General features: G+C 69.8%; 19 protein-coding genes. 14 read left to right on the forward strand and 5 right to left on the reverse strand.

Annotated elements, in window-relative coordinates; all coding sequences use genetic code 11:
* The first annotated feature begins 25 nt into the window (after nucleotides 1–25).
* Nucleotides 26–970 carry an ATP-binding cassette domain-containing protein gene (locus tag ACWEKS_RS00110; RefSeq protein WP_452338080.1) on the forward strand — a complete coding sequence of 315 codons (945 nt, stop codon included), beginning with the start codon at nucleotides 26–28 and terminating at the stop codon, nucleotides 968–970.
* Nucleotides 967–1,776 carry an ABC transporter permease gene (locus ACWEKS_RS00115; RefSeq protein WP_452338081.1) on the forward strand — a complete coding sequence of 270 codons (810 nt, stop codon included), beginning with the start codon at nucleotides 967–969 and terminating at the stop codon, nucleotides 1,774–1,776. The genes ACWEKS_RS00110 and ACWEKS_RS00115 overlap by 4 nt, the downstream gene beginning before the upstream one ends.
* On the opposite strand, the gene ACWEKS_RS00120 is transcribed toward ACWEKS_RS00115, so the two are convergent.
* A complete protein-coding gene (locus ACWEKS_RS00120) occupies nucleotides 1,760–4,939 on the reverse strand; it encodes a BTAD domain-containing putative transcriptional regulator (RefSeq protein ID WP_452338082.1) in 3,180 nt (1,059 codons plus the stop codon). The two genes, ACWEKS_RS00115 and ACWEKS_RS00120, sit on opposite strands and share 17 nt — an antisense overlap.
* Before the next feature lie 128 nt (nucleotides 4,940–5,067).
* On the opposite strand from ACWEKS_RS00120, the gene ACWEKS_RS00125 reads away from it, so the two are divergent.
* From ACWEKS_RS00125 to ACWEKS_RS00165, 9 genes are all read left to right on the forward strand, one after another.
* Nucleotides 5,068–5,703 (forward strand): DUF4097 family beta strand repeat-containing protein, encoded by a 636-nt coding sequence (locus ACWEKS_RS00125; RefSeq protein WP_452338083.1) that lies wholly within the window; start codon nucleotides 5,068–5,070, stop codon nucleotides 5,701–5,703.
* A gap of 94 nt (nucleotides 5,704–5,797) precedes the next feature.
* A complete protein-coding gene (locus ACWEKS_RS00130) occupies nucleotides 5,798–6,868 on the forward strand; it encodes an FO synthase (protein WP_452338084.1) in 1,071 nt (356 codons plus the stop codon).
* The gene (locus tag ACWEKS_RS00135) at nucleotides 6,861–8,351 is read left to right on the forward strand and encodes a flavin-containing monooxygenase (protein WP_452338085.1); all 1,491 of its coding nucleotides are present in this window, start codon (nucleotides 6,861–6,863) and stop codon (nucleotides 8,349–8,351) included. Before ACWEKS_RS00130 ends, ACWEKS_RS00135 begins: the two co-directional genes overlap by 8 nt.
* Nucleotides 8,352–8,470: 119 nt before the next feature.
* On the forward strand, nucleotides 8,471–9,382 hold the full coding sequence (locus ACWEKS_RS00140; protein WP_452338086.1) for a dienelactone hydrolase family protein: 912 nt from the start codon (nucleotides 8,471–8,473) through the stop codon (nucleotides 9,380–9,382).
* Nucleotides 9,383–9,451: 69 nt separating this feature from the next.
* Nucleotides 9,452–10,336 (forward strand): LysR substrate-binding domain-containing protein, encoded by an 885-nt coding sequence (locus ACWEKS_RS00145; RefSeq protein WP_452338087.1) that lies wholly within the window; start codon nucleotides 9,452–9,454, stop codon nucleotides 10,334–10,336.
* Nucleotides 10,337–10,531: 195 nt separating this feature from the next.
* Complete coding sequence (dmpI, locus tag ACWEKS_RS00150) at nucleotides 10,532–10,717, forward strand: 4-oxalocrotonate tautomerase DmpI (protein WP_036545806.1); 186 nt, start codon at nucleotides 10,532–10,534, stop codon at nucleotides 10,715–10,717.
* Nucleotides 10,718–10,870: 153 nt separating this feature from the next.
* Nucleotides 10,871–11,527, forward strand: a complete 657-nt coding sequence (locus ACWEKS_RS00155) for a hypothetical protein (protein ID WP_452338088.1) — start codon at nucleotides 10,871–10,873, stop codon at nucleotides 11,525–11,527.
* 362 nt (nucleotides 11,528–11,889) lie between these two features.
* Complete coding sequence (locus ACWEKS_RS00160) at nucleotides 11,890–12,066, forward strand: hypothetical protein (protein ID WP_354830724.1); 177 nt, start codon at nucleotides 11,890–11,892, stop codon at nucleotides 12,064–12,066.
* Between the two features lie 109 nt (nucleotides 12,067–12,175).
* Entirely contained in the window at nucleotides 12,176–13,165 is a 990-nt protein-coding gene (locus ACWEKS_RS00165) for a cation diffusion facilitator family transporter (protein WP_452338089.1), read from the forward strand.
* A gap of 15 nt (nucleotides 13,166–13,180) precedes the next feature.
* Here the strand turns inward: ACWEKS_RS00165 and ACWEKS_RS00170 are convergent, their stop codons facing one another.
* Nucleotides 13,181–14,023, reverse strand: a complete 843-nt coding sequence (locus ACWEKS_RS00170; RefSeq protein ID WP_452338090.1) for a helix-turn-helix transcriptional regulator — start codon at nucleotides 14,021–14,023, stop codon at nucleotides 13,181–13,183.
* A 119-nt stretch (nucleotides 14,024–14,142) separates the two neighbouring features.
* Between ACWEKS_RS00170 and ACWEKS_RS00175 the strand changes: the two genes are divergently transcribed.
* Together ACWEKS_RS00175 and ACWEKS_RS00180 are read left to right on the forward strand one after the other, a co-directional pair.
* A complete protein-coding gene (locus ACWEKS_RS00175) occupies nucleotides 14,143–14,904 on the forward strand; it encodes an SDR family oxidoreductase (RefSeq protein ID WP_452338091.1) in 762 nt (253 codons plus the stop codon).
* Nucleotides 14,905–15,108: 204 nt separating this feature from the next.
* The gene (locus tag ACWEKS_RS00180) at nucleotides 15,109–15,597 is read left to right on the forward strand and encodes a MarR family winged helix-turn-helix transcriptional regulator (protein WP_452338092.1); all 489 of its coding nucleotides are present in this window, start codon (nucleotides 15,109–15,111) and stop codon (nucleotides 15,595–15,597) included.
* A 45-nt stretch (nucleotides 15,598–15,642) separates the two neighbouring features.
* Here the strand turns inward: ACWEKS_RS00180 and ACWEKS_RS00185 are convergent, their stop codons facing one another.
* Together ACWEKS_RS00185 and ctaD are read right to left on the reverse strand one after the other, a co-directional pair.
* Nucleotides 15,643–16,542 carry a quinone oxidoreductase family protein gene (locus ACWEKS_RS00185; RefSeq protein WP_452338093.1) on the reverse strand — a complete coding sequence of 300 codons (900 nt, stop codon included), beginning with the start codon at nucleotides 16,540–16,542 and terminating at the stop codon, nucleotides 15,643–15,645.
* A gap of 181 nt (nucleotides 16,543–16,723) precedes the next feature.
* Entirely contained in the window at nucleotides 16,724–18,460 is a 1,737-nt protein-coding gene (ctaD, locus tag ACWEKS_RS00190) for an aa3-type cytochrome oxidase subunit I (protein ID WP_452338094.1), read from the reverse strand.
* 252 nt (nucleotides 18,461–18,712) lie between these two features.
* On the opposite strand from ctaD, the gene ACWEKS_RS00195 reads away from it, so the two are divergent.
* Complete coding sequence (locus ACWEKS_RS00195; RefSeq protein ID WP_452338095.1) at nucleotides 18,713–19,117, forward strand: hypothetical protein; 405 nt, start codon at nucleotides 18,713–18,715, stop codon at nucleotides 19,115–19,117.
* Nucleotides 19,118–19,129: 12 nt separating this feature from the next.
* Here the strand turns inward: ACWEKS_RS00195 and ACWEKS_RS00200 are convergent, their stop codons facing one another.
* Nucleotides 19,130–19,993, reverse strand: a complete 864-nt coding sequence (locus ACWEKS_RS00200; protein ID WP_452338096.1) for an LLM class flavin-dependent oxidoreductase — start codon at nucleotides 19,991–19,993, stop codon at nucleotides 19,130–19,132.
* Nucleotides 19,994–20,056: the final 63 nt, after the last annotated feature.

The following is a 20,056-nucleotide window of genomic DNA, read 5'->3' on the forward strand; positions in this document are numbered from 1 at the left end:
AGGCCGGGTCGCGACAGTAGTCCACATGAACAGCACAGCAATCGCGGCCTCGGGGCTGCGGAAGGCTTACGGGGACAAGACGATCCTCGACGGCATTGATCTGAATATCGGTGTGGGAACGATCTTCTCGTTGCTCGGGCCGAACGGCGCGGGCAAGACCACGACGGTGAACGTGCTGACCACGCTGCTGAAGGCGGACGGCGGGACGGCCCGGGTCGCCGGGCACGACATCGCCACCGAGACCAAGGCGGTGCGGGCGGCCATCGGCGTGACCGGTCAGTTCGCGGCGGTGGACGACCTGCTGACCGGCGAAGAGAACCTGCAGCTGATGGCCGATCTGCACCGGCTGCGGGGCGCGGCGCGCAAGCAGGTGGTCGACACGCTGCTGGAGCGCTTCGACCTCACCGAATCCGCGCGCAAGCAGGCGGCCACCTACTCCGGCGGCATGCGCCGCAAGCTGGACCTGGCGATGACGCTGGTCACCAAGCCGGACATCGTCTTCCTCGACGAGCCGACCACCGGACTGGACCCGCGCAGCCGGCGCACCATGTGGGAGATCGTGCGGGAGTTGACCTCCGACGGCGTGACCATCTTCCTCACCACCCAGTACCTCGAGGAGGCCGACCAGCTGGCCGACCGGATCGCGGTCCTCGACGGCGGCCGCATCGTCGCCGAAGGCACCCCGGACGAGCTCAAGCGCCGCGTCCCCGGCAGCTACCTCCAGCTGCGGTTCACCCACCTCACCGAACTGGAAGCAGCCGCGCGGATCCTGCCCGCCGCGACCATGGACAGCGAGGCGCTGACCCTGCAGGTGCCCGGCAACGGCGGCACCAAAACCCTGCGGGCCCTGCTGGATCGGCTCGCCGATCACTCGGTCGAGGCCGCGGAGGTCTCCATCCACACCCCTGATCTCGATGACGTTTTCCTTGCCCTGACCGGGCACGCCACCACGGAGGCCGACGCACAATGAGCACCATCGTTTCCACCGACAGCACCCCGAACCGGACCGTCACGGCCGGCGCCCTGGCGGCGTCGCTGGGCGACTCGGCGATCATGTTGCGCCGCAACTTCAAACACATCGCCCGCAATCCGGTCGCGATCTTCAACGCCGCGCTGATGCCGGTTGTGATGCTGCTGATCTTCGTCTACGTGTTCGGCAGCGCCTTCAATGTCGGCGAGCACTACATCGACTACGCGACACCGGGCATGATCCTGCTGGCCATCAGCTACGGGCTCTCCGGCACCGCGGTCGCGGTGAGCTCGGACATGGCCAAGGGCGTCATCAACCGGTTCAAGGTCATGGACGTCTCCCGCGGCGCCGTGCTGACCGGGCACGTGGTGGCCACCATGCTCACCAATGTGGTCGCCATAGCGGCCGTACTGGGAGTGGCGTTCGCCCTGGGCTTCCGGCCGCCGGCCACCGCGCTGGACTGGCTGGGCGCGCTCGGCATCGTCCTGGCCACCTCGTTCGGGGCGTCCTGGCTGACCGTCGCGCTGGGCATGGCCGCCAAGACCCCGGAGTCCGCGGGCATGTCCGTGGTGCCGCTGATCATGCTGCCCTTCGTGAGCAGCGCGATCGTCCCGGCCGACCAGATGGGCCAGGGCGTCCGGCAGTTCGCGCAGTACCAGCCCTTCACCCCGATCATCGAGTCCCTGCGCGGGTTCCTCACCGGGCACCCGTCGGGCGGCTACACCGCCGCGGCGCTGGCCTGGTGCGCCGGGTTCGCGATCGTCGGATACCTGTGGTCCCGCGCCACTTTCACGAAGCGAGCGTGATCTCGGCCAGTTCATGCCAGACCGCCCGCGCCCCCTCCCCCGTCGCCTCGGTGAACTTCACGTCACCGAGGCGACTTCGTGCTGTCCGCTCGATCCGGGCCGCATCCGGGTGGGAATGATCCGATACGCCACGCACCGCGGTACTGGCCGCGAGCAGCCGCACCGCCTGCTCGTCCTGCTCCGCCCGCAGCGCCAGATCCGCCAGACCGACCAGCACCTTGGCGAGCAGGGGCGCGTGTCCCGCCGCCGACGCCACCCGGAAGGCCGCGGCCCGATGGTCGCGGGCCTCGTCGAGGCCGTCCGCCAGATAGCCGAGCAGATCGTGGATCACCGCACTCATGAACGGCTGCTCCGATTCTCCCGCCAGCAGGGCCTTCGCGACGCCGATCTGCCGGTGCGCCTCTTCGGGATCCGCGTTCCAGCGCGCCAATTCCGCTCGGGCCAGGGCCATTTCGGCCAGCGCGATCGGCCAGCCGGTCTGATCCGCGTACCGCTGGGCCTCGGCCATGGCGGCCGTGCTCGCCGCCGCGTCGCCCAGCAGCCAGTACAGCTGCGCCTGCCGTGACCGCATCCGGACCAGGTCCTCGATCGCGCCGACCTCGGCGACCACCGCGATCGCCTGCTCGAGATACGCACACGCACTGGCGAATTCGCCGCGCAGGGCGAGGCTGTCGGCCAGCTCGGTCAGCGCGAACGAGATCCCCCAGCGCTCACCGACGGCCCGGAACTCCGCCAGCGCCAGCTCCAGGTGTTCGTCGGCCTCCGGCCCGCCCTGGCCGAGCACGGTCCGCAACTTGCCCAGCTGCAGCCGGGCCAGCGCCCGCACCCACGGATCGTCGTCGCCGAGCAGCGCCTCGAAGGCGGGCAGGAACTGATCCGGCCCCTGCAGCATGCGTTCCAGCGCGACCACGAACGCCAGCGTCGGATGACCGGTCCGGCCGCCGCCGGTCCGATCGCCGCCGGCCCGGTAGGCCTGGTGGATCCATTCCTCCACGTGGTGTTCGTCATTCGGGCCGGAGGTCATGAAATGCACGACGAGCCCGTAGACCGTAGCCCGGGTCTCGTCGTCGGCTTCGCCGGGCGTCCGGGCGGCCGCGGTGACCAGCTCCATGCCCTCGGCCTTGTGCCCGCTGAGCCACCAGTACCAGCCGGCGGCCGCGGCCAGCCCCATGGCCGCGGTCGCGTCCGCCGCGGCGAGCGCGCCGCGCATGGCGGCCGCGATATTGTCGTGCTCGGGTTCGAGAACGGCGAGCCATTCCAGCTGTTCGGCCCGGCGCAGATGCGGTTCCGCGGTCGCGGCCAGTCCGGTGAAATACGCCAGATGCGCGCGCCGCGCCGCGTCCGCCTCCCCCGCCTCCGCGAGCCGGTCGCGGGCGTACTGCTTGATCGTCTCGAGCATCCGGTAGCGCGGCCCGTCGTCGCCCGCGGTGAGCAGCAGCGATTTCTCGGTCAGCGCGGTCAGCAGCTCGAGCACCTCCCACTGTTCGACCGCCGCGGGCTGCCCCTCGGATTCGCTACTCGCACAGACCTGTTCGGCCGCCTCGAGGCTCGCGCCGCCGGCGAACACCGAAAGCCGGCGCAGCACAGCCTGTTCGGCCTCACTGAGCAGTTCCCAGCTCCAGTCCACGACCGCCCGCAGGGTCCGGTGCTGCGGTTGCGCGGTCCGGCTGCCCCCGGTCAGCAGCCGGAACCGATCGTCGAGACGGGTGGCGAGCTGCTCGAGGGACATGGTGCGCAGGCGGGCCGCGGCCAGTTCGATCGCCAGCGGGATCCCGTCGAGCGCACGGCACACGCGGGCCATGGTCGCCAGGGTGCGGGCATCGGCGCCGAGGTCCTGGCGCACCGCGCCGGCGCGGTCGCGCAAAAGCTGGACGGCCGGGGAGGATTCGATCGCGCCGGCGTCCGCGTCCGCGGCGGGCAGCGCCAAAGGCTCGACCTGCCAGAGCGCTTCACCGGTGATGCCGAGCGGTTCTCGGCTGGTGGCGAGAATGCGCAACCGCTGGCACTCCCCGAGCAGACGGTGGGCGAACGCCGCCGAGGACTCGATCACATGCTCGCAGTTGTCCAGGATCAGCAGCATGTCGCGCTCGCGGATGGCCGCGACGAGGCGGTCCAGGGGTTCCGCGTTCGCCCCGCCGCCCAGCAGCGCGTCCCGCAGCCCGAGCGCGGCCAGCGCCGCCTGCGCGAGGTCACCGCCCGCGCTCGCCGAGGACAGCTCCACCAGCCACGCGCCGTCCGGCAGCCCGTCGAGCAGGGCGCGCCCGGTCTCCGTGGCCAGCCTGGTCTTTCCCGAACCGCCCGGTCCGGTCACCGTGGTGAGCCGATGGCGGGCGACGAGAGCGCGCACCGCGGCGATGTCGGCCTGCTTGCCGACGTATCGGGTCAGTTCGGCGCGCAGGTTGGTCCGGCGGTCGTCCTCCCGCCCGCCCACCTCCCCACGCAGCAGGGCGACGTGCAGGGCGGACAGCTCCGGCGCGGGATCCACACCCAGCTCGTCGGCGAGGGCCTCCCGGACCCGCTGGTACACGACCAGCGCCTCGGCGCCCCGGCCCGCGGCGGCGAGCGCGCGCATCAGCGACGCGGCGAGTCGTTCCCGCACGGGGTGCTGGGCCACCAGATCATTCAGTTCGGTGACCAGTTCCGCGCCCCGGCCGAGCCGGAGTTCGGCGTCGTACCGATCCTCGAGCGCACCGATGTGCAGTCCCTCGAGCCGGGCGATCACCGCGTCGATGGCCGCGCCGTCCTGCGCCCCGATGTCCCGCATGGGCGCGCCGCGCCACAGTGCGAGGGCCTCGCGCAGCAGTTCGGCCTGGTGGACGTCGTCGCCGCCACGGGCCTGGTCGAGGAGCTGTTCGAACCGCACGGCGTCGATGTCGCCGGGCGCCACCGTCAGCCGGTAGCCGCCCGCCTGCACGTCGATCGACCCGTCCGGAAGTACCCGCCGCAATCGGGAAACCAAGGCCTGCAAGGCATTCGCCGCATCGGACGGCGGCTCCTCGCCCCAAATCCAGTCGACCAGCCGCGCTTTCGAGACCGCCCGGCCGGGTTCCAGCGCGAGCGCGATCAGCAACGACCGCAACCGGGCGCCCGGTACCTCCAGCAATCCGCCGTCGTCTGCCCGGATTTCGAGCGGCCCAAGCATTCCGATCTGCACCCGGACCATTCTGCCGTGCGCTGTCCAGCCGGGCCGAACACGTGTCAGCGGACGTGTCAGTCCGGCGTCAGGCCGCTGTCAGCCGGGCTCGCGAAAGTAGTCGCATCAGCAGCACAGACCCTCGAAGGAGAAACATCATGACCGTGTTCCAGACCCCCGAAGCCATCACCGTCGCCGTGGACGTGGCCGCCGGAAACGTCACCGTCATCGCCTCGAACCGCACCGACACCGTCGTCGAGATCCGCCCGGCCGACGCGTCCGAGAAGGCGGACGTGCGCGCCGCCGAGCAGATCCGCACCGAGTTCGCCGCGGGCACCCTGACCGTGCAGGCCCCCAGGGGCTGGCGGAAGTTCTCCCCGCTCGCGGGCCGCGGGTCGGTCGAGGTCACCATCGAGGTGCCGGCCGGCTCCCGCCTGACCGGTTCGCTCGGCATGGGCAACCTGCTGGGCGCGGGTCCGCTCGGCGAGTGCGAGCTGGAGGTCTCCGCCGGTGACATCACCGTCGAGCGCCCGCTCGGCTCGGTCACCGCGAAGGTCGCGAAGGGCGACATCCGCATCGTCGAGGCCACCCGCGGCGTGATCGACGTGGAGACCGCCACCGGCGACCTGTCGGTCGGCATCCACCCGGGCAGCGCCGCCCGGATGGAAACCAACGCGCAGAAGGGCACCATCCAGAACCAGCTGTACCCCGTCAGCCGGCCGCAGGACATCGTCGAGGTCCACGCCCGGAACTCCTACGGCAATATCACCATCGGTCACACCACCGCCGCCTGACCCGCATGGTTGTCCACATCCCGGCTCGGGGCCGCCCACCCGGCGGCACCGAGCGGGACGGGACGCCCGCAGGGGCGGCGGTATCGTGGCGATCGTGGATCGTGGTGTCGCCGAGGTTGGCTTGTCCGATGCGGGGCGGGTGCGGGAGTGGCTCGCGGAAGCGGAGCGGAATCCGGCCGGCCTGCCGGACGCCGGATACATCGCGCTGTTGCACGCGGACGGCTCCGAGCTGGAGCGGTTGTGCGAGCTGGCCGATGCGCTCCGGCAGCGGACGGTCGGCGACGCCCTCACCTATGTCGTGAACCGGAATCTGGATACCGCCGTGGTCTCCGGCTCCGCGGCGCGGGAGCGACTGGCCGCGCTGGTGTCCGAGGCGCACGCGCTGGGCGCCACCGAGATCTGCATGCAGGGCCCGCTGCCCGCCGACAGCGATGACGACTATCTGGCGCTGATCGCCGCCATCACCGAGACCGCTCCCCTGCACCTGCACGCCTTCCGCCCGGAGGAACTGCTCGACGGCGCCGCGCGCCGTGCGCTGCCCTTGGACGAGTTCCTGTCGCGGGCAAAGGATTCCGGCCTCGGATCGGTTCCCGGCACCGGTGCGCGCATCCTCGACGACGATGTGCGCGCCCGGTTGAAGGGCAGCCCGGATCTACCCGTGAGCCGCTGGGTGGAGGTGATCGAGGCCGCCCACCGCGCGGGCCTGACCTCCACCTCGACCATGGTCTACGGGCATGTGGAGACCCCCGCGCAGCAGGTGGCCCACCTGCGGCTGCTCGCCGATATCCAGGACCGCACCGGCGGCTTCACCGAATTCATCGCCATGCCCATGGTTCCCGTGACCGCGGCATCCGGCTTCCTCGATCCCGTTGTGCCCGAAGCGCTCCGGCGGCAGACGCGGGCGGTGCACGCCGTCGCGCGGCTGCTCCTGCACGGGCGCATCGACAATATTCAGGCCGCGTGGCCCCGGCTGGGGCTGGCAGTGGCGGTCGAGCTGCTGCGCGGTGGCGCGAACGATCTCGGCGGCCTGCTGCTCGACGGCCGGCTCGCGCCGGAGTCCGGTCCGGAGGCCGGGCTGAGCCTCACCGTCACCGATGTCGATCGGATCGCCGCGGAGCTGGACCGCTCGCTGCGCCGCCGCACCACCCGGTACGGCCATGCCTGAGAGCACGGATCCGGCCACCGCCGAAGGACATTCGAGCCCCGAACGGGTCGACGTGCTGATCGTCGGCGCGGGTTTCGCCGGTATCGGCATGGGCATCCAGCTCGCCCGCCGGGGCCGGGACTCCTTCGTCATCATCGAGCAGGCCGACGATGTGGGCGGCACCTGGCGCGACAACCGCTACCCGGGCGTGGCCTGCGATATCCCCGCCCACCTGTATTCCTTTTCGTTCCGGCCGAATCCGCGATGGTCGCGGGTGTTCGCCGAGGGCGCGGAGATTCACGCCTACCTGCGGTCGTGCGTCCAGCAGGAGGAGCTGGAACCGTACCTGCGGCTGAATTGCGCACTGGAACAGGCGGAGTGGGTCGAAGCCGAGGCGCGCTGGTTCGTCCGGACCTCCCGCGGCGACTTCTCGGCCGCCACCCTGATCATCGCCACCGGACGGCTGACCGAACCCCGGATCCCGCCGGTCGCGGAGCTGGCGAATTTCGGTGGCCGGCACTGGCATTCGGCGCGGTGGAATCCGAAGGTGTCGCTGGTCGGCAAGCGGGTCGGCCTGGTGGGCACCGGCGCGTCCGCGGTCCAGATCCTGCCGCGGCTCGCGGGTGAGGCCAGCGAGGTCGTGGTCTTCCAGCGTTCGGCGCCCTATGTGCTGCCGCGCGGGGACCGCTTCTACACCCCCGACGAGCTGTCGAGCTTCGCCGCCGACCCGCGGACCATCACCGAGCTGCGCGACGAGCTGTTCGCCGAGGCCGAGCTCAGCATCGCCGCCCGGCGCCGCCGCCACCCGGAGATCGATCTGCTGCACCAGCGCGCCACGGACCATCTGGCGGCCCAGGTCCGCGATCCACGTCTGCGGCAGCGGCTCACGCCCGACTACGAAATCGGCTGCAAGCGAATCCTTTTCTCCGACGACTACTACGCGGCCCTGCAGCTGGACACCGTCCAGCTGGAACCGACCGAGCTGACCCGCATCGACGACGGCCTGGCCATCGCCGCGAGCGGGCACCCCTACGATCTCGAGATCCTGGTCTTCGCCACCGGTTTCAACGCCACCCGGCCGTCGATCGCCAAGCACATCCGGGGCCGCACCTCGCTGCTGTCCGAGCGCTGGAGCAACGGCATGGTCGCGCACGCGTCGACCACCGTGGACGGCTTCCCCAATATGTATGTGCTGGACGGGCCGAACGCGGCGCTCGGCCACAACTCCGCGATCTATGTGATCGAGACCCAGATCGATTACGTACTCAGCGCGCTGGATCATCTCGCCTCCAGCGCGCACACCGTCCTGGAGGTCACGCCCGAGGCGGTCCGCTCCTCCATGCTCGATATCGAGGAGCGCGCCCGCGACACGGTGTGGACCCAGGGCCGCTGCACGAGCTGGTACCGCGACGAACAGACCGGTCGCGTCACCCTGCTCTGGCCGGACTCCGCGGTCTCGTTCCGCCAGAGCAACGGCGCCTTCGACATTTCCGCCTACCGGTGACCCCGGCCGCGGAGTTTGCGGCCGCGGCCATGGCGGCAATCAATCAGCCATCGTGGCAGACGGCAGATCCACAGCGTTTCGGCCGAGACCGGACCGGTCCCGCGGCCTAGGCTGAGGGCATGACGCCGCTGCAGCGCTATATCGCAGAGGAAATCGCCACCGATCACGCCGAGGGCCTGCTCAGCCGCCGGGAAGCGCTACGCCGGCTGGGGCTGCTCGGCATGGGGACACCGGCGGCCGTGGCGCTGCTGGCGGCCTGCGCCGACTCGGGCAAGCAGTCCGCTCCCACGACCACCGCCGCGAGCTCGTCCGCGTCCCCGCCGGCCGCACCGCCCGGCACCGCGACGGCCCTGCAGCCCACCGCGATCACCTTCGCCGGACCCGAGGGCCGCACCCTGCAGGCCGCGTGGGCCGAGGCGTCCCAGCCCATGGGCGGCGTGCTGGTCATCCACGAGAACCGGGGCCTGACCGACCACATCCGTTCGGTGACAGGGCGTTTCGCGGGCGTCGGGTATTCGGCGCTCGCGGTGGATCTGCTCTCCGAGGAGGGCGGCACCGCCACCTTCACCGATCAGGCGGCCGCCACCGCCGCGCTCGGCAAGATCCCCCAGGACCGATTCGTCGCCGATCTGCGCGCGGGCCTGACCGAGCTGCAGCGCCGCGTACCCGGAAAGAAGCTGGGCGCCACCGGTTTCTGTTTCGGCGGCGGGCTGACCTGGCTGCTGCTCACCTCGGGCACCCCCGAACTCGCGGCCGCCACCCCCTTCTACGGCCCGTTCCCCGATGGCGGCGAGGTCACCGGATCCAAGGCCGCGGTGCTGGCCGTCTACGCCGCGCTGGACAGCCGGGTCGACGCCTCCCGCCCGGCCGCCGAGGCGGCCCTGGACAAGGCGGGGCTCCCGCACGAGAGCTTCGTGGCCGACAATGCCGACCACGCCTTCTTCAACGACACCGGCCCCCGCTACCAGCCCACCGCCGCCGCCGAGGCCTGGCACCGGGTACTCGACTGGTACGGCCGCTACCTGGCCTGACCCCGCCGGTCACGTCGGCCCCGCCGCCTCGCCACGGCCCCGGGCGGGCGCTGATGGTTCCATGGGCTCGTGGAATTGCGTCAGTTGCGGTATTTCGTGACCGTCGCCGAGGAGTTGCACTTCGGGCGAGCGGCCGAGCGCTTGCACATCGCGCAGCCCGCGGTGAGCCAGCAGGTGCGGCGGCTGGAACGGGACCTGGGTGTGCAATTGCTGGACCGGTCGCCGCGGCGGGTGCGGCTGACCGAGGCCGGGTTGCGCTTCCTGCCCGCGGCGCGGGGTGTGCTGGCCGCGGCCGATCAGGCCCGGGCCAGCGTGGCCGGCCTGGCGGGTGCCCGCGCGGAGGTGTTCCGGCTGGGCACGGTGACCGGACTGGGCGAGCGCCTGGACGCGGTCCTGGATGCCTTCGCCGAGCAGGCGCCGCAGGTGCAGGTCGAGCTGGTGGCGCTGCCGGTGCGGGATCGGCTGGCCCGGGTGGCGGACGGCGGTCTGGACGCCGCCTTCGTGCGCTCGCCGGAACCCGGTGAGAGCCCGGAACTGGACTTCCTGCCCGCCTGGGACGATCCGCTGGTGGTGGCCCTGCCCGCCAAACACGCACTGGCGAACCAGGATTCGGTCCGGCTGGCGGACCTGGCCACGGTGCCGCTGCGGCTGACCGAACGGCGCAACCACCCGGCGCTGGTGGATCTGGTGCTGAACGCCTGTGTGCGCGCCGGATTCGAGCCGGTGCCCGCGCCCACCTCCACCACCCTCCAGGACACGCTGGCCGCCATCGGCGCGGGCTCGCCCATGTGGACGGTGGTCTACGAATCGAATGCGCGGCAGGTCCACAACACGCGGGTCGCCTTCCGCCCCTTCGCCGATGCGGGCCTGACCCTGCCCATCGCGCTGGCGGTGCGGGCGGATGCGGCGTCGCCGAATCTGCGCCTGCTGGGCGCTCTGCTCGCGCGCGCGTAGGGATCTCGCGGGCGCACAGGGATCTCGCGGGCGCACACGCGATAAGGATCGCTTATCGCTGCGCGAACGACCTGCTCATTGGTCGGGGTGTGGTTTTCCGGTGAACTGTTCTCAGGCCGCCGAACGGATCGGAGATCGGAACCCCCGGTTCCGAGATGGCCGGTATCCCAGCAGTTTTCGCGAAGGAGAACAGTCATGCCCATCGTCACCGTGCAGCAGGGCCCGCGCACCGTCGAGCTGAAGCGGGACCTGGTCCGCCGCATCACCGACGCCTTCGTGGACGCCTATCAGATTCCGGCCGAGGCCGTGCAGGTGTGGATCCACGAGACGCCCGCCGACAGCTGGGGCACGGCCGGTCGCCTGACCGCCGACGGCAAATAGCCGGTACACCGGCGGGTCGCCCGGGGGAGCCGAAACCAGCTGTGGCGCACCCGAACCGACCCGCCGGTACCGTTAGATGTCGGACCCGTGACAACCCGGCATCGACTATGCATGCTCCCAGGTAGACCCCCGTTTTAGTGATACAACGGCAGCATGACGGAGGATGTCGGCAGCGCGGCCGTACCGACAGCGGCGGGGCGCTCGGTGGAATTCTGGGGCTATTGCATGTGGGGCCTCGCGGGACTGGCGATCGCCACCTCGGAGCTGGCGTCGGTCTTCGGACTGGCGAGCTGGCCGACCATCTCGAACACCATCGGGCATCTGGAGACTCAGCACTCGTTCGTCCGGCTCATCGTCGTGTCGGTGATCGTGCTGCTGGCGTATTACGCTGTCCCGCAACTGGCCACCCCGCCCGAGCCCACCCCGCAGATGGTCGCCGGGCGCACCCTCACCGTGAACGGCCGTGTCACCAACCCGTATTCGCCGATCACCCTGCTGGGCGCGGGGTATCTGCTGGCCGCGGTGGGCACCTTCGTCTTCGGGGTCCTGTTCGCCGCCACCGACCGTGGCATGCACCCACAGTCCTACCTGGGCGCGTACGTCCTCTACGGACTGATCGCCCTGATGTGGGTCATCGTGCCCAGCATTCTAGCCATGTTCTTCAGCCGAGATGTGCCCTTCCCCACCCTGTTTCGCACCATCGGCTACCTGGAGCGCCGCGCCCACCCGATCGCCGCCATCCTGCTGGCCGCACTGGTGGTGCTGCTCATCCACCTGGCCTTCTACCCCTGGCCCCGAGTCCAGAGCTGAGTGCCCGGCAACGCCGAACCCGTTGTCCGCGAACTATTTACGACCGCGTAGCAGCAGAAACGCGGCATAGGCCGCGCCGGAGATGCCGATAACCACGACCACACCGATGGTTGTCAGAATTGCGTCCACCCTTGTGATTCTAGGCTTTTCGGCCCTCGGACGGGGCGCTGTCAGCCCGGAACGGTGCGGCCGCCGGCGAATCACCAGCGCGTCGTCCACCGACACCCAGCAGTGTCACGATCTCGGGTGTGTGCGCCCACCAGCGCTGCGGGACGCCCGCGGCGCAGCAATGGCGAACTGATCCCGCGCGAACCCGGCGTGCCGCGAGTGCTCGATCCCCGGAACAGGCGTATGCAGGAGCTATGGGTCGCCATCCGCAGCGGACGCCGTTCTATGGGGCGCTGATGCTGGTCGGGGTCATGCTCACTGGGCTGTGGGTCCGGGACTGGCCCTGGCTGTGGCTGCGGGCAGCCGGGTTCGTCGCATTGTTCGTGATCGCGTTCGCCGGGTTCCTCATGACGTTCCGCGACCTCTCGTGAAGAGGCCGGAGCTTTCTCCGGGCAAACCACAGAATCGGACGTGTCACAAACATTGCATACATAGCGATTCATGCATATGGTGTTCGTCGGGCACTACCGAAGGAGGGTTATGGGCGGGCACGAGCATCCACACGGGCATGACCACGCCGGACATTCACACGGCGCGACCGCCGACAGCGACAAGCGCTGGCTGGCCGGCGCGCTCGCGGTCATCGTGGCGTTCCTGCTCGGTGAGGTCGTGGTCGGCCTGGTCGCCAGGTCGCTGGCACTGCTCTCCGACGCCGCCCACATGCTCACCGACGCGGCCTCGATCGTGCTGGCGCTGTGGGCCATCCGGCTGGCGGCCCGGCCCGCCGCGGGCCGGATGACCTACGGCTGGAAGCGCGCCGAGATCCTCTCCGCCCAGGCCAACGGCCTGACCCTGCTGGGCCTGGCGGCCTGGCTCACCTACGAGGCCATCCGCCGCCTGATCAACCCGCCCGAGGTGACCGGTGGCCTGGTGCTGGCCACCGCGCTGGTCGGCATCGTGGTGAACGTGCTGGCCGGCTGGATGATCAGCCGCGCCAACCGGACCAGTCTCAATGTCGAGGGCGCGTATCAGCACATCCTCAACGACCTGTTCGCCTTCATCGCCACCGCGGTCGCCGGTCTGATCATCATGCTCACCGGCTTCGCCCGCGCCGACGGCATCGCCACCCTGATCGTGGTGGTGCTCATGGTGAAGGCCGGCGTCAGCCTGGTCCGCGCCTCGGGCCGCATCTTCCTCGAGGCCGCACCCGCCTACCTCGACCCGATCGAGATCGGCCGGGAGATGGCCGAGGTGGACTGCGTCATCGAGGTGCACGACCTGCACATCTGGGAGATCACCTCCGGTACCCCGTCGCTGTCGGCGCACATCCTGGTCGGGCCCGGCACCGACAGCCAGGCGGTGCGCGCCGCGGTCGCCGGCATGCTCTCCGACAAGCACCACATCGATCACAGCGTGCTGCAGGTCGACTACACCGACCACGCGGAATGCCCGGACACCGAGCACGACCACGTCCCGCACTGCCAGGACGCGCACGGCCCGGTGCACCGCAAATCCATTGCCACGAACTGAGAGTCGACCGCCGGTTCAGGCGGGCACGGAGTGCCGCCCGGCGAGCCGGGCCAGCGCCGCCGCGGCCGGTGACTCCGGCGCGGCGGTGTACACGACCAGCAGCTGATCGGGATCGCCCGGCAGCGCGAAGGTTTCGTAGCCGAGTTCCAGCCGCCCTGCCTCGGCATGCTGAATCAGCTTGGCGCCGCGAGTCTTCTCCTTGATCGGATGCGCGGCCCACAACCGCCGGAAGACCACGCTGCGGGCGGACAGTTCCCCGACCAGTGCCGCCACCCGCGGATCGTCGGGATGCAGTCCCGCATCGCGCCGCAGGAACGCGACGGTCTCGCCGGCCACCGTCTTCCAGTCGGGATAGAAGGTGGAGGCGGCGGGATCCAGGAACAGGTACCGCGCCTGGTTGCGTTCCGCGGCGGGTATGCGCGAGAAGCCGGACACCAAGTCGCCCAGGGTATTCCAGGCCAGCACATCCATGCGCCGCCCCAGCACGAAGGCGGGCGCGGTGAGGGCGTCGAGCACCAGCCGGACACCGGGGTGGACGGTGTCGCTGTAGACGCTGGACACGGTGGTCGGATGCGCGTCGACGGTGCCACCCGGCCGGGCCAGCGCGTACAGGTGCAGCCGCTCCTGATCACTCAGCCGCAGGGCACGGGCGACCGCGTCGAGCACGGCATCCGAAACATGTTTGCCGCGGCCCTGTTCCAGGCGGATGTAGTAGTCGACGCTCACCCCGGCCAGCTGCGCCACCTCCTCACGGCGCAGGCCGGGGACCCGGCGGCGGCCGTATTCGCGCAGCCCCGCGTCCGCGGGCTGGATGCGGGAGCGGCGCGAGCGCAGGAAGTCGCCGAGATCGTTCTGCATGGGGTCCAGCGTACGAACCCATCCTGGTACCGGCAGACCCAGGAAAACCGCAACCCTCGTTGCCGATCACGCACGCTCGCAGGATGAATGCACACGCAGAAAGCGAAGGAGCAATCGACATGAGCTACGAGAACCTGTCCGGCCGCACCGCCGTCATCGCCGGAGCCGCCAGCGGCATGGGCGAGGCCACCGCACTGCTGCTGGCCCGCAACGGGGCCCGGGTGGCACTGCTGGCGCGGCGCGCGGACCGGCTCGACACCCTGGCCGCCAAGATCGAAGCCGAGGGCGGGACCGCGCTGGCGGTGCCGGTGGATGTCACCGACTCGGCCGGCGTGACCGCCGCGGCGGACGCCGTGCACGCCACGTTCGGCCCGGTCGATCTGGTGGTGAACTCGGCGGGCGTCATGCTGCCCAACCCGATCACCGACGGCCGCGAGGACGAGTGGACCCGCATGCTGGAGACCAATGTGGCCGGGCGCCTGCGCATGATCCGCGCCTTCCTGCCGGACCTGCTGGCCGCCGCGGACGCGGGCCGGACCGCCGACCTGGTCAACATCTCCTCGATCGGCGCGCATGTGGCGTTCCCCGGCTACGCGGTGTACGGCGCCACCCAGGCCGCCATCACCCAGCTGTCGGCGACGCTGCGCACCGAGCTCGGCGCGCGCAAGGTGCGCGTCACCAATATCGAGCCCGGCCTCACCGACACCGAACTCGGCAGCCACATCGACAATGCCGAGCTCAGCGGCGAGCTGGACGGCATGTTCGGGTTCATGGAGTCGCTGCGCGCGGACGATATCGCCGATCTGATCGCCTACACCGCCAGCCGTCCGGCGCACGTGAACCTGCGCCAGCTGGTCGTCCTGCCGACCCAGCAGGCGTGAGCGGATCGGGTAGCCGCCCGGCGAAATCGGCCGGGCGGCAGCCACTTCCGTCAGATCAGCGTGCCCGCACCGCAGCAGCAAGTCCTCTGCCATTCGACTCGTGCCGCAAATGGAAGAATGATCAGGCGACGGGGCAGCAGCAGGACGGCGACCACTCTTCCCGCTGTGATAGACAGATTCCGCAGCTCGCGACGAAAGGACGGCATGGGACAGCCCGCGGACTCGTCCGGAAATCCGGTCTCGTCCGAAAAGCCCACGGCTCGGGTGGAATTCGAGACCATGCTGCTCGGCCGCTACTCCATTGCCGCCCGCTACCGCCGTGAAGGCACCCGCCTCGATCGCAGCGCCTACGTCCTGCTCAGCCGCCTCAGCGTCGAGGGACCCATGTCCATCGGCCAGCTCACCGAGGCCTTCGGCCTCGACACCTCGACCGTCAACCGGCAGACCGCCGCCCTGCTGCGCGCCGGACTGGTCGACCGCATCCCCGACCCCATCGGCGGCATCGCCCGCAAATTCCGGATCACCGACATGGGCGAACAGGCCCTGGAGGCCGAGCGTCAGGCCAATACCGAGGGCCTCGACCGCGTCATGGTGAACTGGTCCGCCGACGACGTGGCCGCCTTCGCGAGCTATCTCGAACGCTTCAACACCGATATCGAGCGCCTCGACGGGCGGCCCTGGCCTCGCCCCTGACGGAGCGCCGGGGTGCGCGCCCGCTTCCGAGGGCGCGCCCCGACTTCAGGCGATGCGCACCGCCACCCGGCCCCGATTACCGCGAGTCTCGATGAGCTCGAGTGCGGCATCCATCTCGTCGAGCGGAAGAATGGTGTGGCGCGGGCGAATTCGACCGCACGCCAGCAGGTTCCACAGTTCGGCCCGCCAGCCCTCCAGCAGATCGGCCCGAGTCCGGCTGAGCAGGCCCATCGAGAAGCCGCCGACGGTCTTCAGCTCGCCGAGCAGGCTGCCGGCGTCGATGGTTCCGCCGAAAGCGCTGAAGGCGATCAGGCGACCGTGCGCGCCGAGGATGTCCACGCAGCGCTGAGCCACGTCGCCACCGACGCCGTCGAGGACGACGTCCACCCGCTCGGTCCAGGCGTCCGCGTAGGTGACGACCTCGTCCGCGCCACAGTCGCGCAGGAACTCGGCCTTGTCCACGCTGCCGACGGCCGCGATCACCCGCACCGCCCCCAGCGCCCGGGCCAGCTGGACGGCCAGATGTCCGACCCCGCTGGCCGCGCCGGTGACCAGCACCGACTCCCCGGCGGCGAACCGCGCCGTCCGCAGCAGGCCCAGGGCGATGACGCCGCCCCGCACCAGTGTGAGCGCGTCGGCGACATCCACCCCGGCGGGGATCTCGGACATCAATTGCGGTGCGGCAAGGGCATATTCGGCGTATGCCCCCTCGAAGACCACGCCGCCGACCCGCTTGCCCACCCAGTCGGCGAGGTCCGGTCCGGCCGCCACCACCGTGCCGACGATCTCACCGCCGTCGGGCCCGCCGTCCCGCTGCAGCATGCGCACCAGCCCGAGGTGGACGCCCGCCAGCTCGGTGCGCACCAGCAGCTGACCCGGGCCGGGCACGAGCTCGGCGACGGTGACGACGGCTGGACTGCGGCCGGAGAACTGAATCTTGCGCACTGGCAGTGCCTTTCGGTGAGACCTGGCGCCTTCGCCGTATTTCTATGTTGGACATAAATTTAGTCTGCTTTTCTTCTATATGTCAAACCTAAATTCCCCGAGGCGGGATGATGCTGTTCAGCGCACAAAAAAGCGCGGCGGCCGTCCGGAGACGGCCGCCGCGCCCGACGTGCGGAACGAGCTAGCTGGGAGCCTTCTCGAACTCCTCCACCGCGTGCTGCCCCGAGCCCCACCCCACATGGGCCTCCGCACGCATGCGCTCGATCATGTGCGGGTAGTGCAGTTCGAAGGCCGGACGCTCGGAGCGGATGCGCGGCAGCTCGTAGAAGTTGTGCCGCGGCGGCGGGCAGGAGGTCGCCCATTCGAGGGAGTTGCCGTAGCCCCACGGGTCGTCCACGGTCACGACCTCGCCGTAGCGGTAGGAGCTGAAGACGTTCCACACGAACGGCAGCACCGACGCGCCCAGAATGAACGACCCGATGGTGGAAACGGTGTTCAGCGTGGTGAATCCGTCGCTGGGCAGGTAGTCGGCGTAGCGGCGCGGCATGCCCTGCGCACCCAGCCAGTGCTGGACCAGGAAGGTGGCGTGGAAGCCGAGGAAGGTGGTCCAGAAATGCCACTTGCCCAGGCGCTCGTCGAGCATGCGGCCGGTCATCTTCGGGAACCAGAAATAGATGCCGGCATAGGTGGCGAAGGCGATGGTGCCGAAGAGCACGTAGTGGAAGTGCGCGACCACGAAGTAGGTGTCGGACACGTGGAAGTCCAGCGGCGGCGAGGCCAGGATGACACCCGACAGACCACCGAAGAGGAAGGTGACGATGAACCCGACCGCGAACAGCATGGGCGTCTCGAAGGTGAGCTGACCACGCCACATGGTGCCGATCCAGTTGAAGAACTTCACGCCGGTCGGCACCGCGATGAGGAAGGTCATGAACGAGAAGTACGGCAGCAGCACCGCGCCCGTCGCGTACATGTGGTGCGCCCACACCGCGATCGACAGCGCCGCGATGGCGAAGGTCGCGTAGACCAGGGTGGTGTAACCGAAGATCGGCTTGCGCGAGAACACCGGGATGACTTCGGAGATGATCCCGAAGAACGGCAGCGCGACGATGTACACCTCGGGATGCCCGAAGTACCAGAACAAATGCTGGTAGAGGATGCTGCCGCCGTTCGACGGATCGTAGATGTGCCCGCCCAGGTGGCGGTCGAAGGCCAGCGCGAACAGGGCGGCCGTGAGGATCGGGAAGGCAATCAGGATAAGGAAACTCGTCACCAGGATGGTCCAGACGAACACCGGCATCCGGAACAGCGTCATGCCCGGGCAGCGCAGGCAGACCACGGTGGTGATCATATTGACGCCACCGAGGATGGTGCCCAGGCCGGAGACGGCCAGACCCAGAATCCACAGGTCGCCGCCCACGCCCGGGGAGTGCACGATGTCCGACAGCGGCGTGTAGGCGGTCCAGCCGAAGTCGGCCGCACCGCCCGGGGTGAGGAAGCCGGCGGTCGCCATGGTGCCGCCGAACAGATACAGCCAGTAGCTGAGCGCGTTCAGGCGCGGGAACGCCACGTCGGGCGCGCCGATCTGGAGCGGCAGCACCACATTCGCGAATCCGAACACGATGGCGGTGGCATAGAAGAGCAGCATGATCGTGCCGTGCATGGTGAACAGCTGGTTGAACTGTTCCGTCGAGAGGAACTGCATGCCCGGCCGCGCCAGCTCGGCGCGCATGAGCAGCGCCATCAGGCCACCGATCAGGAAGAAGCTGATGGCCGTGGTCAGGTACATCATCCCGAGCATCTTGGGATCGGTTGTGGTGATCACCTTGAGGACGAACGAGCCCTTGGGACCGTGTCGCGGCGGATACGGGCGGATCGCCTCGAGATTCTGTTCGGGCTTTGGAGCAACTGCAGTCACCACATCCTCCTCGGGAGGGTTCCGTCCAGCTTCTACCAATCAGGGCACATAGAACGGCGCACAGCGTACCGACAGCAAATCGATCCTCGCCGAAAACACTCCGGTCGGAATGAACAGCGATTGGAATGCAAGATACTGCAGGGCAACCCTGCGCGTCGATGGCGGTCTCGAACAGGTTTGGTGCGTTGTTCATTGGCAGTTCATCCCGCGCCATCACGAAATACTCACGAGGCAGGGTCCAATATCGGTGCTATGTCTCGATCACTGCGCACCCGCGTTCTCACCGTCGCCGTGGTCGGCAGCCTCGGCACCGTGCTCGCCGTGGGCGCCGCCACCAATGCCCATGGCGAACCCAAGGCCGTGATCCAGGGCCGCACCGAGGTGACCGCCCGGGTCACCGGCGAGAAGCCGGACAACAAGTGCCAGATCGCGGCGTCCGATATCAGCGGTCCGTGGGGCATCGTCGGCGCCGACGGCACCGTCACCCTCACGCTCGGCGCGGTGCACAGCAACGCCAAGAAGCTGCGCGTCATCTGCGAGGACCCCAGGCGCGGCGACGCCAGCCTGCACACCGTCCGCTCGGATCGGGTGACCTTCGACGGACTGCTCTCCCCCATCCGCCAGATCATGCACAACCGATTCTTCGGGGCCAGATAGCTGTCTTCGGGGCTAGACAACCGGGTGACCGGCGCGCGCCGAGGCGACCGCGGACCGGACCGCGGGCACGGTCTCGGTGGCGAAATGGTGTGTGGCGCGGTCGCCGCCGGGGTCGACGGGGAGCAGGAATTCGCTGATGCCGTGGGCCAGGGCCACTTCCGTGAGCTGGCCGGGCGTCATGGTGGGGTCGATGATGTAGGCGCGGCGGATCAGGGCCGGGACGCGACCCGCCCCACGGGCGGCGGCGTCGATGGCGGTCATCATGGCGGTCAGGGTGGCGGGCGGGGCGTAGCCGACGCTGCCGAGCCAGCCGTCGGCCAGTTCACCGGTCAGGCGCAGGGCGCGGGGACCGTAGACGCCGAGCCAGATGCCGATCGGATGGGCCGGGCGCGGACCGGGTTTCGCGCCGCGCAGCGGATAGAACTGGCCGGCCAGCTGCGAGCGTTCACCCTCACCCCACAGCGCGCGAACGACCGCGATGGCCTCGCGCAGCGCGGCGAGGGCCTGGCCGGGACTGCGGCGGGTGCCGCCCATGGTCTCGATGGCGTCCCAGAACGCGCCGGCGCCCAGGCCCAGTTCGACCCGGCCGCCGCTGAGCAGGTCCAGGCTGGCCGCGCTGCGGGCCAGCACCGCGGGCGGACGCAGCGGGAGGTTCGCGACCGCGGGCATGAGGGTGAGGTTGCGGGTGACGCCGGCCAGATAGGACAGCAGGGTCCAGGTGTCCAGGAAGGCGGGCTGATACGGATGATCCTGCACCGCCAGCACTTCCAGCCCGGACTCGTCGGCGTGCCGCACCAGGCGCAGCAGCAGACGCCCGCGCGCCGCCTCGGGCGGCACGAAGATCCCGAACCGGAGCTCATGCCCGTAATCCGCCATAGCGAATATCAAGCTACCGCGCTGCCGGGCGCGCCCGGGCGAAATCGGGCGGATTCGGCGCGT

The sequence above is a fragment of the Nocardia sp. NPDC004711 genome, from assembly GCF_053601595.1.

What these genes read in the sequence shown, in the direction of transcription:
- ACWEKS_RS00110 (WP_452338080.1), top strand. Translation starts at nt 26, where the DNA reads ATGAACAGCACAGCAATCGCGGCCTCGGGGCTGCGGAAGGCTTACGGG.
- ACWEKS_RS00115 (WP_452338081.1), top strand. Translation starts at nt 967, where the DNA reads ATGAGCACCATCGTTTCCACCGACAGCACCCCGAACCGGACCGTCACG.
- ACWEKS_RS00120 (WP_452338082.1), bottom strand. Translation starts at nt 4,939, where the DNA reads ATGGTCCGGGTGCAGATCGGAATGCTTGGGCCGCTCGAAATCCGGGCA.
- ACWEKS_RS00125 (WP_452338083.1), top strand. Translation starts at nt 5,068, where the DNA reads ATGACCGTGTTCCAGACCCCCGAAGCCATCACCGTCGCCGTGGACGTG.
- ACWEKS_RS00135 (WP_452338085.1), top strand. Translation starts at nt 6,861, where the DNA reads ATGCCTGAGAGCACGGATCCGGCCACCGCCGAAGGACATTCGAGCCCC.
- ACWEKS_RS00140 (WP_452338086.1), top strand. Translation starts at nt 8,471, where the DNA reads ATGACGCCGCTGCAGCGCTATATCGCAGAGGAAATCGCCACCGATCAC.
- dmpI (WP_036545806.1), top strand. Translation starts at nt 10,532, where the DNA reads ATGCCCATCGTCACCGTGCAGCAGGGCCCGCGCACCGTCGAGCTGAAG.
- ACWEKS_RS00155 (WP_452338088.1), top strand. Translation starts at nt 10,871, where the DNA reads ATGACGGAGGATGTCGGCAGCGCGGCCGTACCGACAGCGGCGGGGCGC.
- ACWEKS_RS00160 (WP_354830724.1), top strand. Translation starts at nt 11,890, where the DNA reads ATGGGTCGCCATCCGCAGCGGACGCCGTTCTATGGGGCGCTGATGCTG.
- ACWEKS_RS00165 (WP_452338089.1), top strand. Translation starts at nt 12,176, where the DNA reads ATGGGCGGGCACGAGCATCCACACGGGCATGACCACGCCGGACATTCA.
- ACWEKS_RS00170 (WP_452338090.1), bottom strand. Translation starts at nt 14,023, where the DNA reads ATGCAGAACGATCTCGGCGACTTCCTGCGCTCGCGCCGCTCCCGCATC.
- ACWEKS_RS00175 (WP_452338091.1), top strand. Translation starts at nt 14,143, where the DNA reads ATGAGCTACGAGAACCTGTCCGGCCGCACCGCCGTCATCGCCGGAGCC.
- ACWEKS_RS00180 (WP_452338092.1), top strand. Translation starts at nt 15,109, where the DNA reads ATGGGACAGCCCGCGGACTCGTCCGGAAATCCGGTCTCGTCCGAAAAG.
- ACWEKS_RS00195 (WP_452338095.1), top strand. Translation starts at nt 18,713, where the DNA reads ATGTCTCGATCACTGCGCACCCGCGTTCTCACCGTCGCCGTGGTCGGC.
- ACWEKS_RS00200 (WP_452338096.1), bottom strand. Translation starts at nt 19,993, where the DNA reads ATGGCGGATTACGGGCATGAGCTCCGGTTCGGGATCTTCGTGCCGCCC.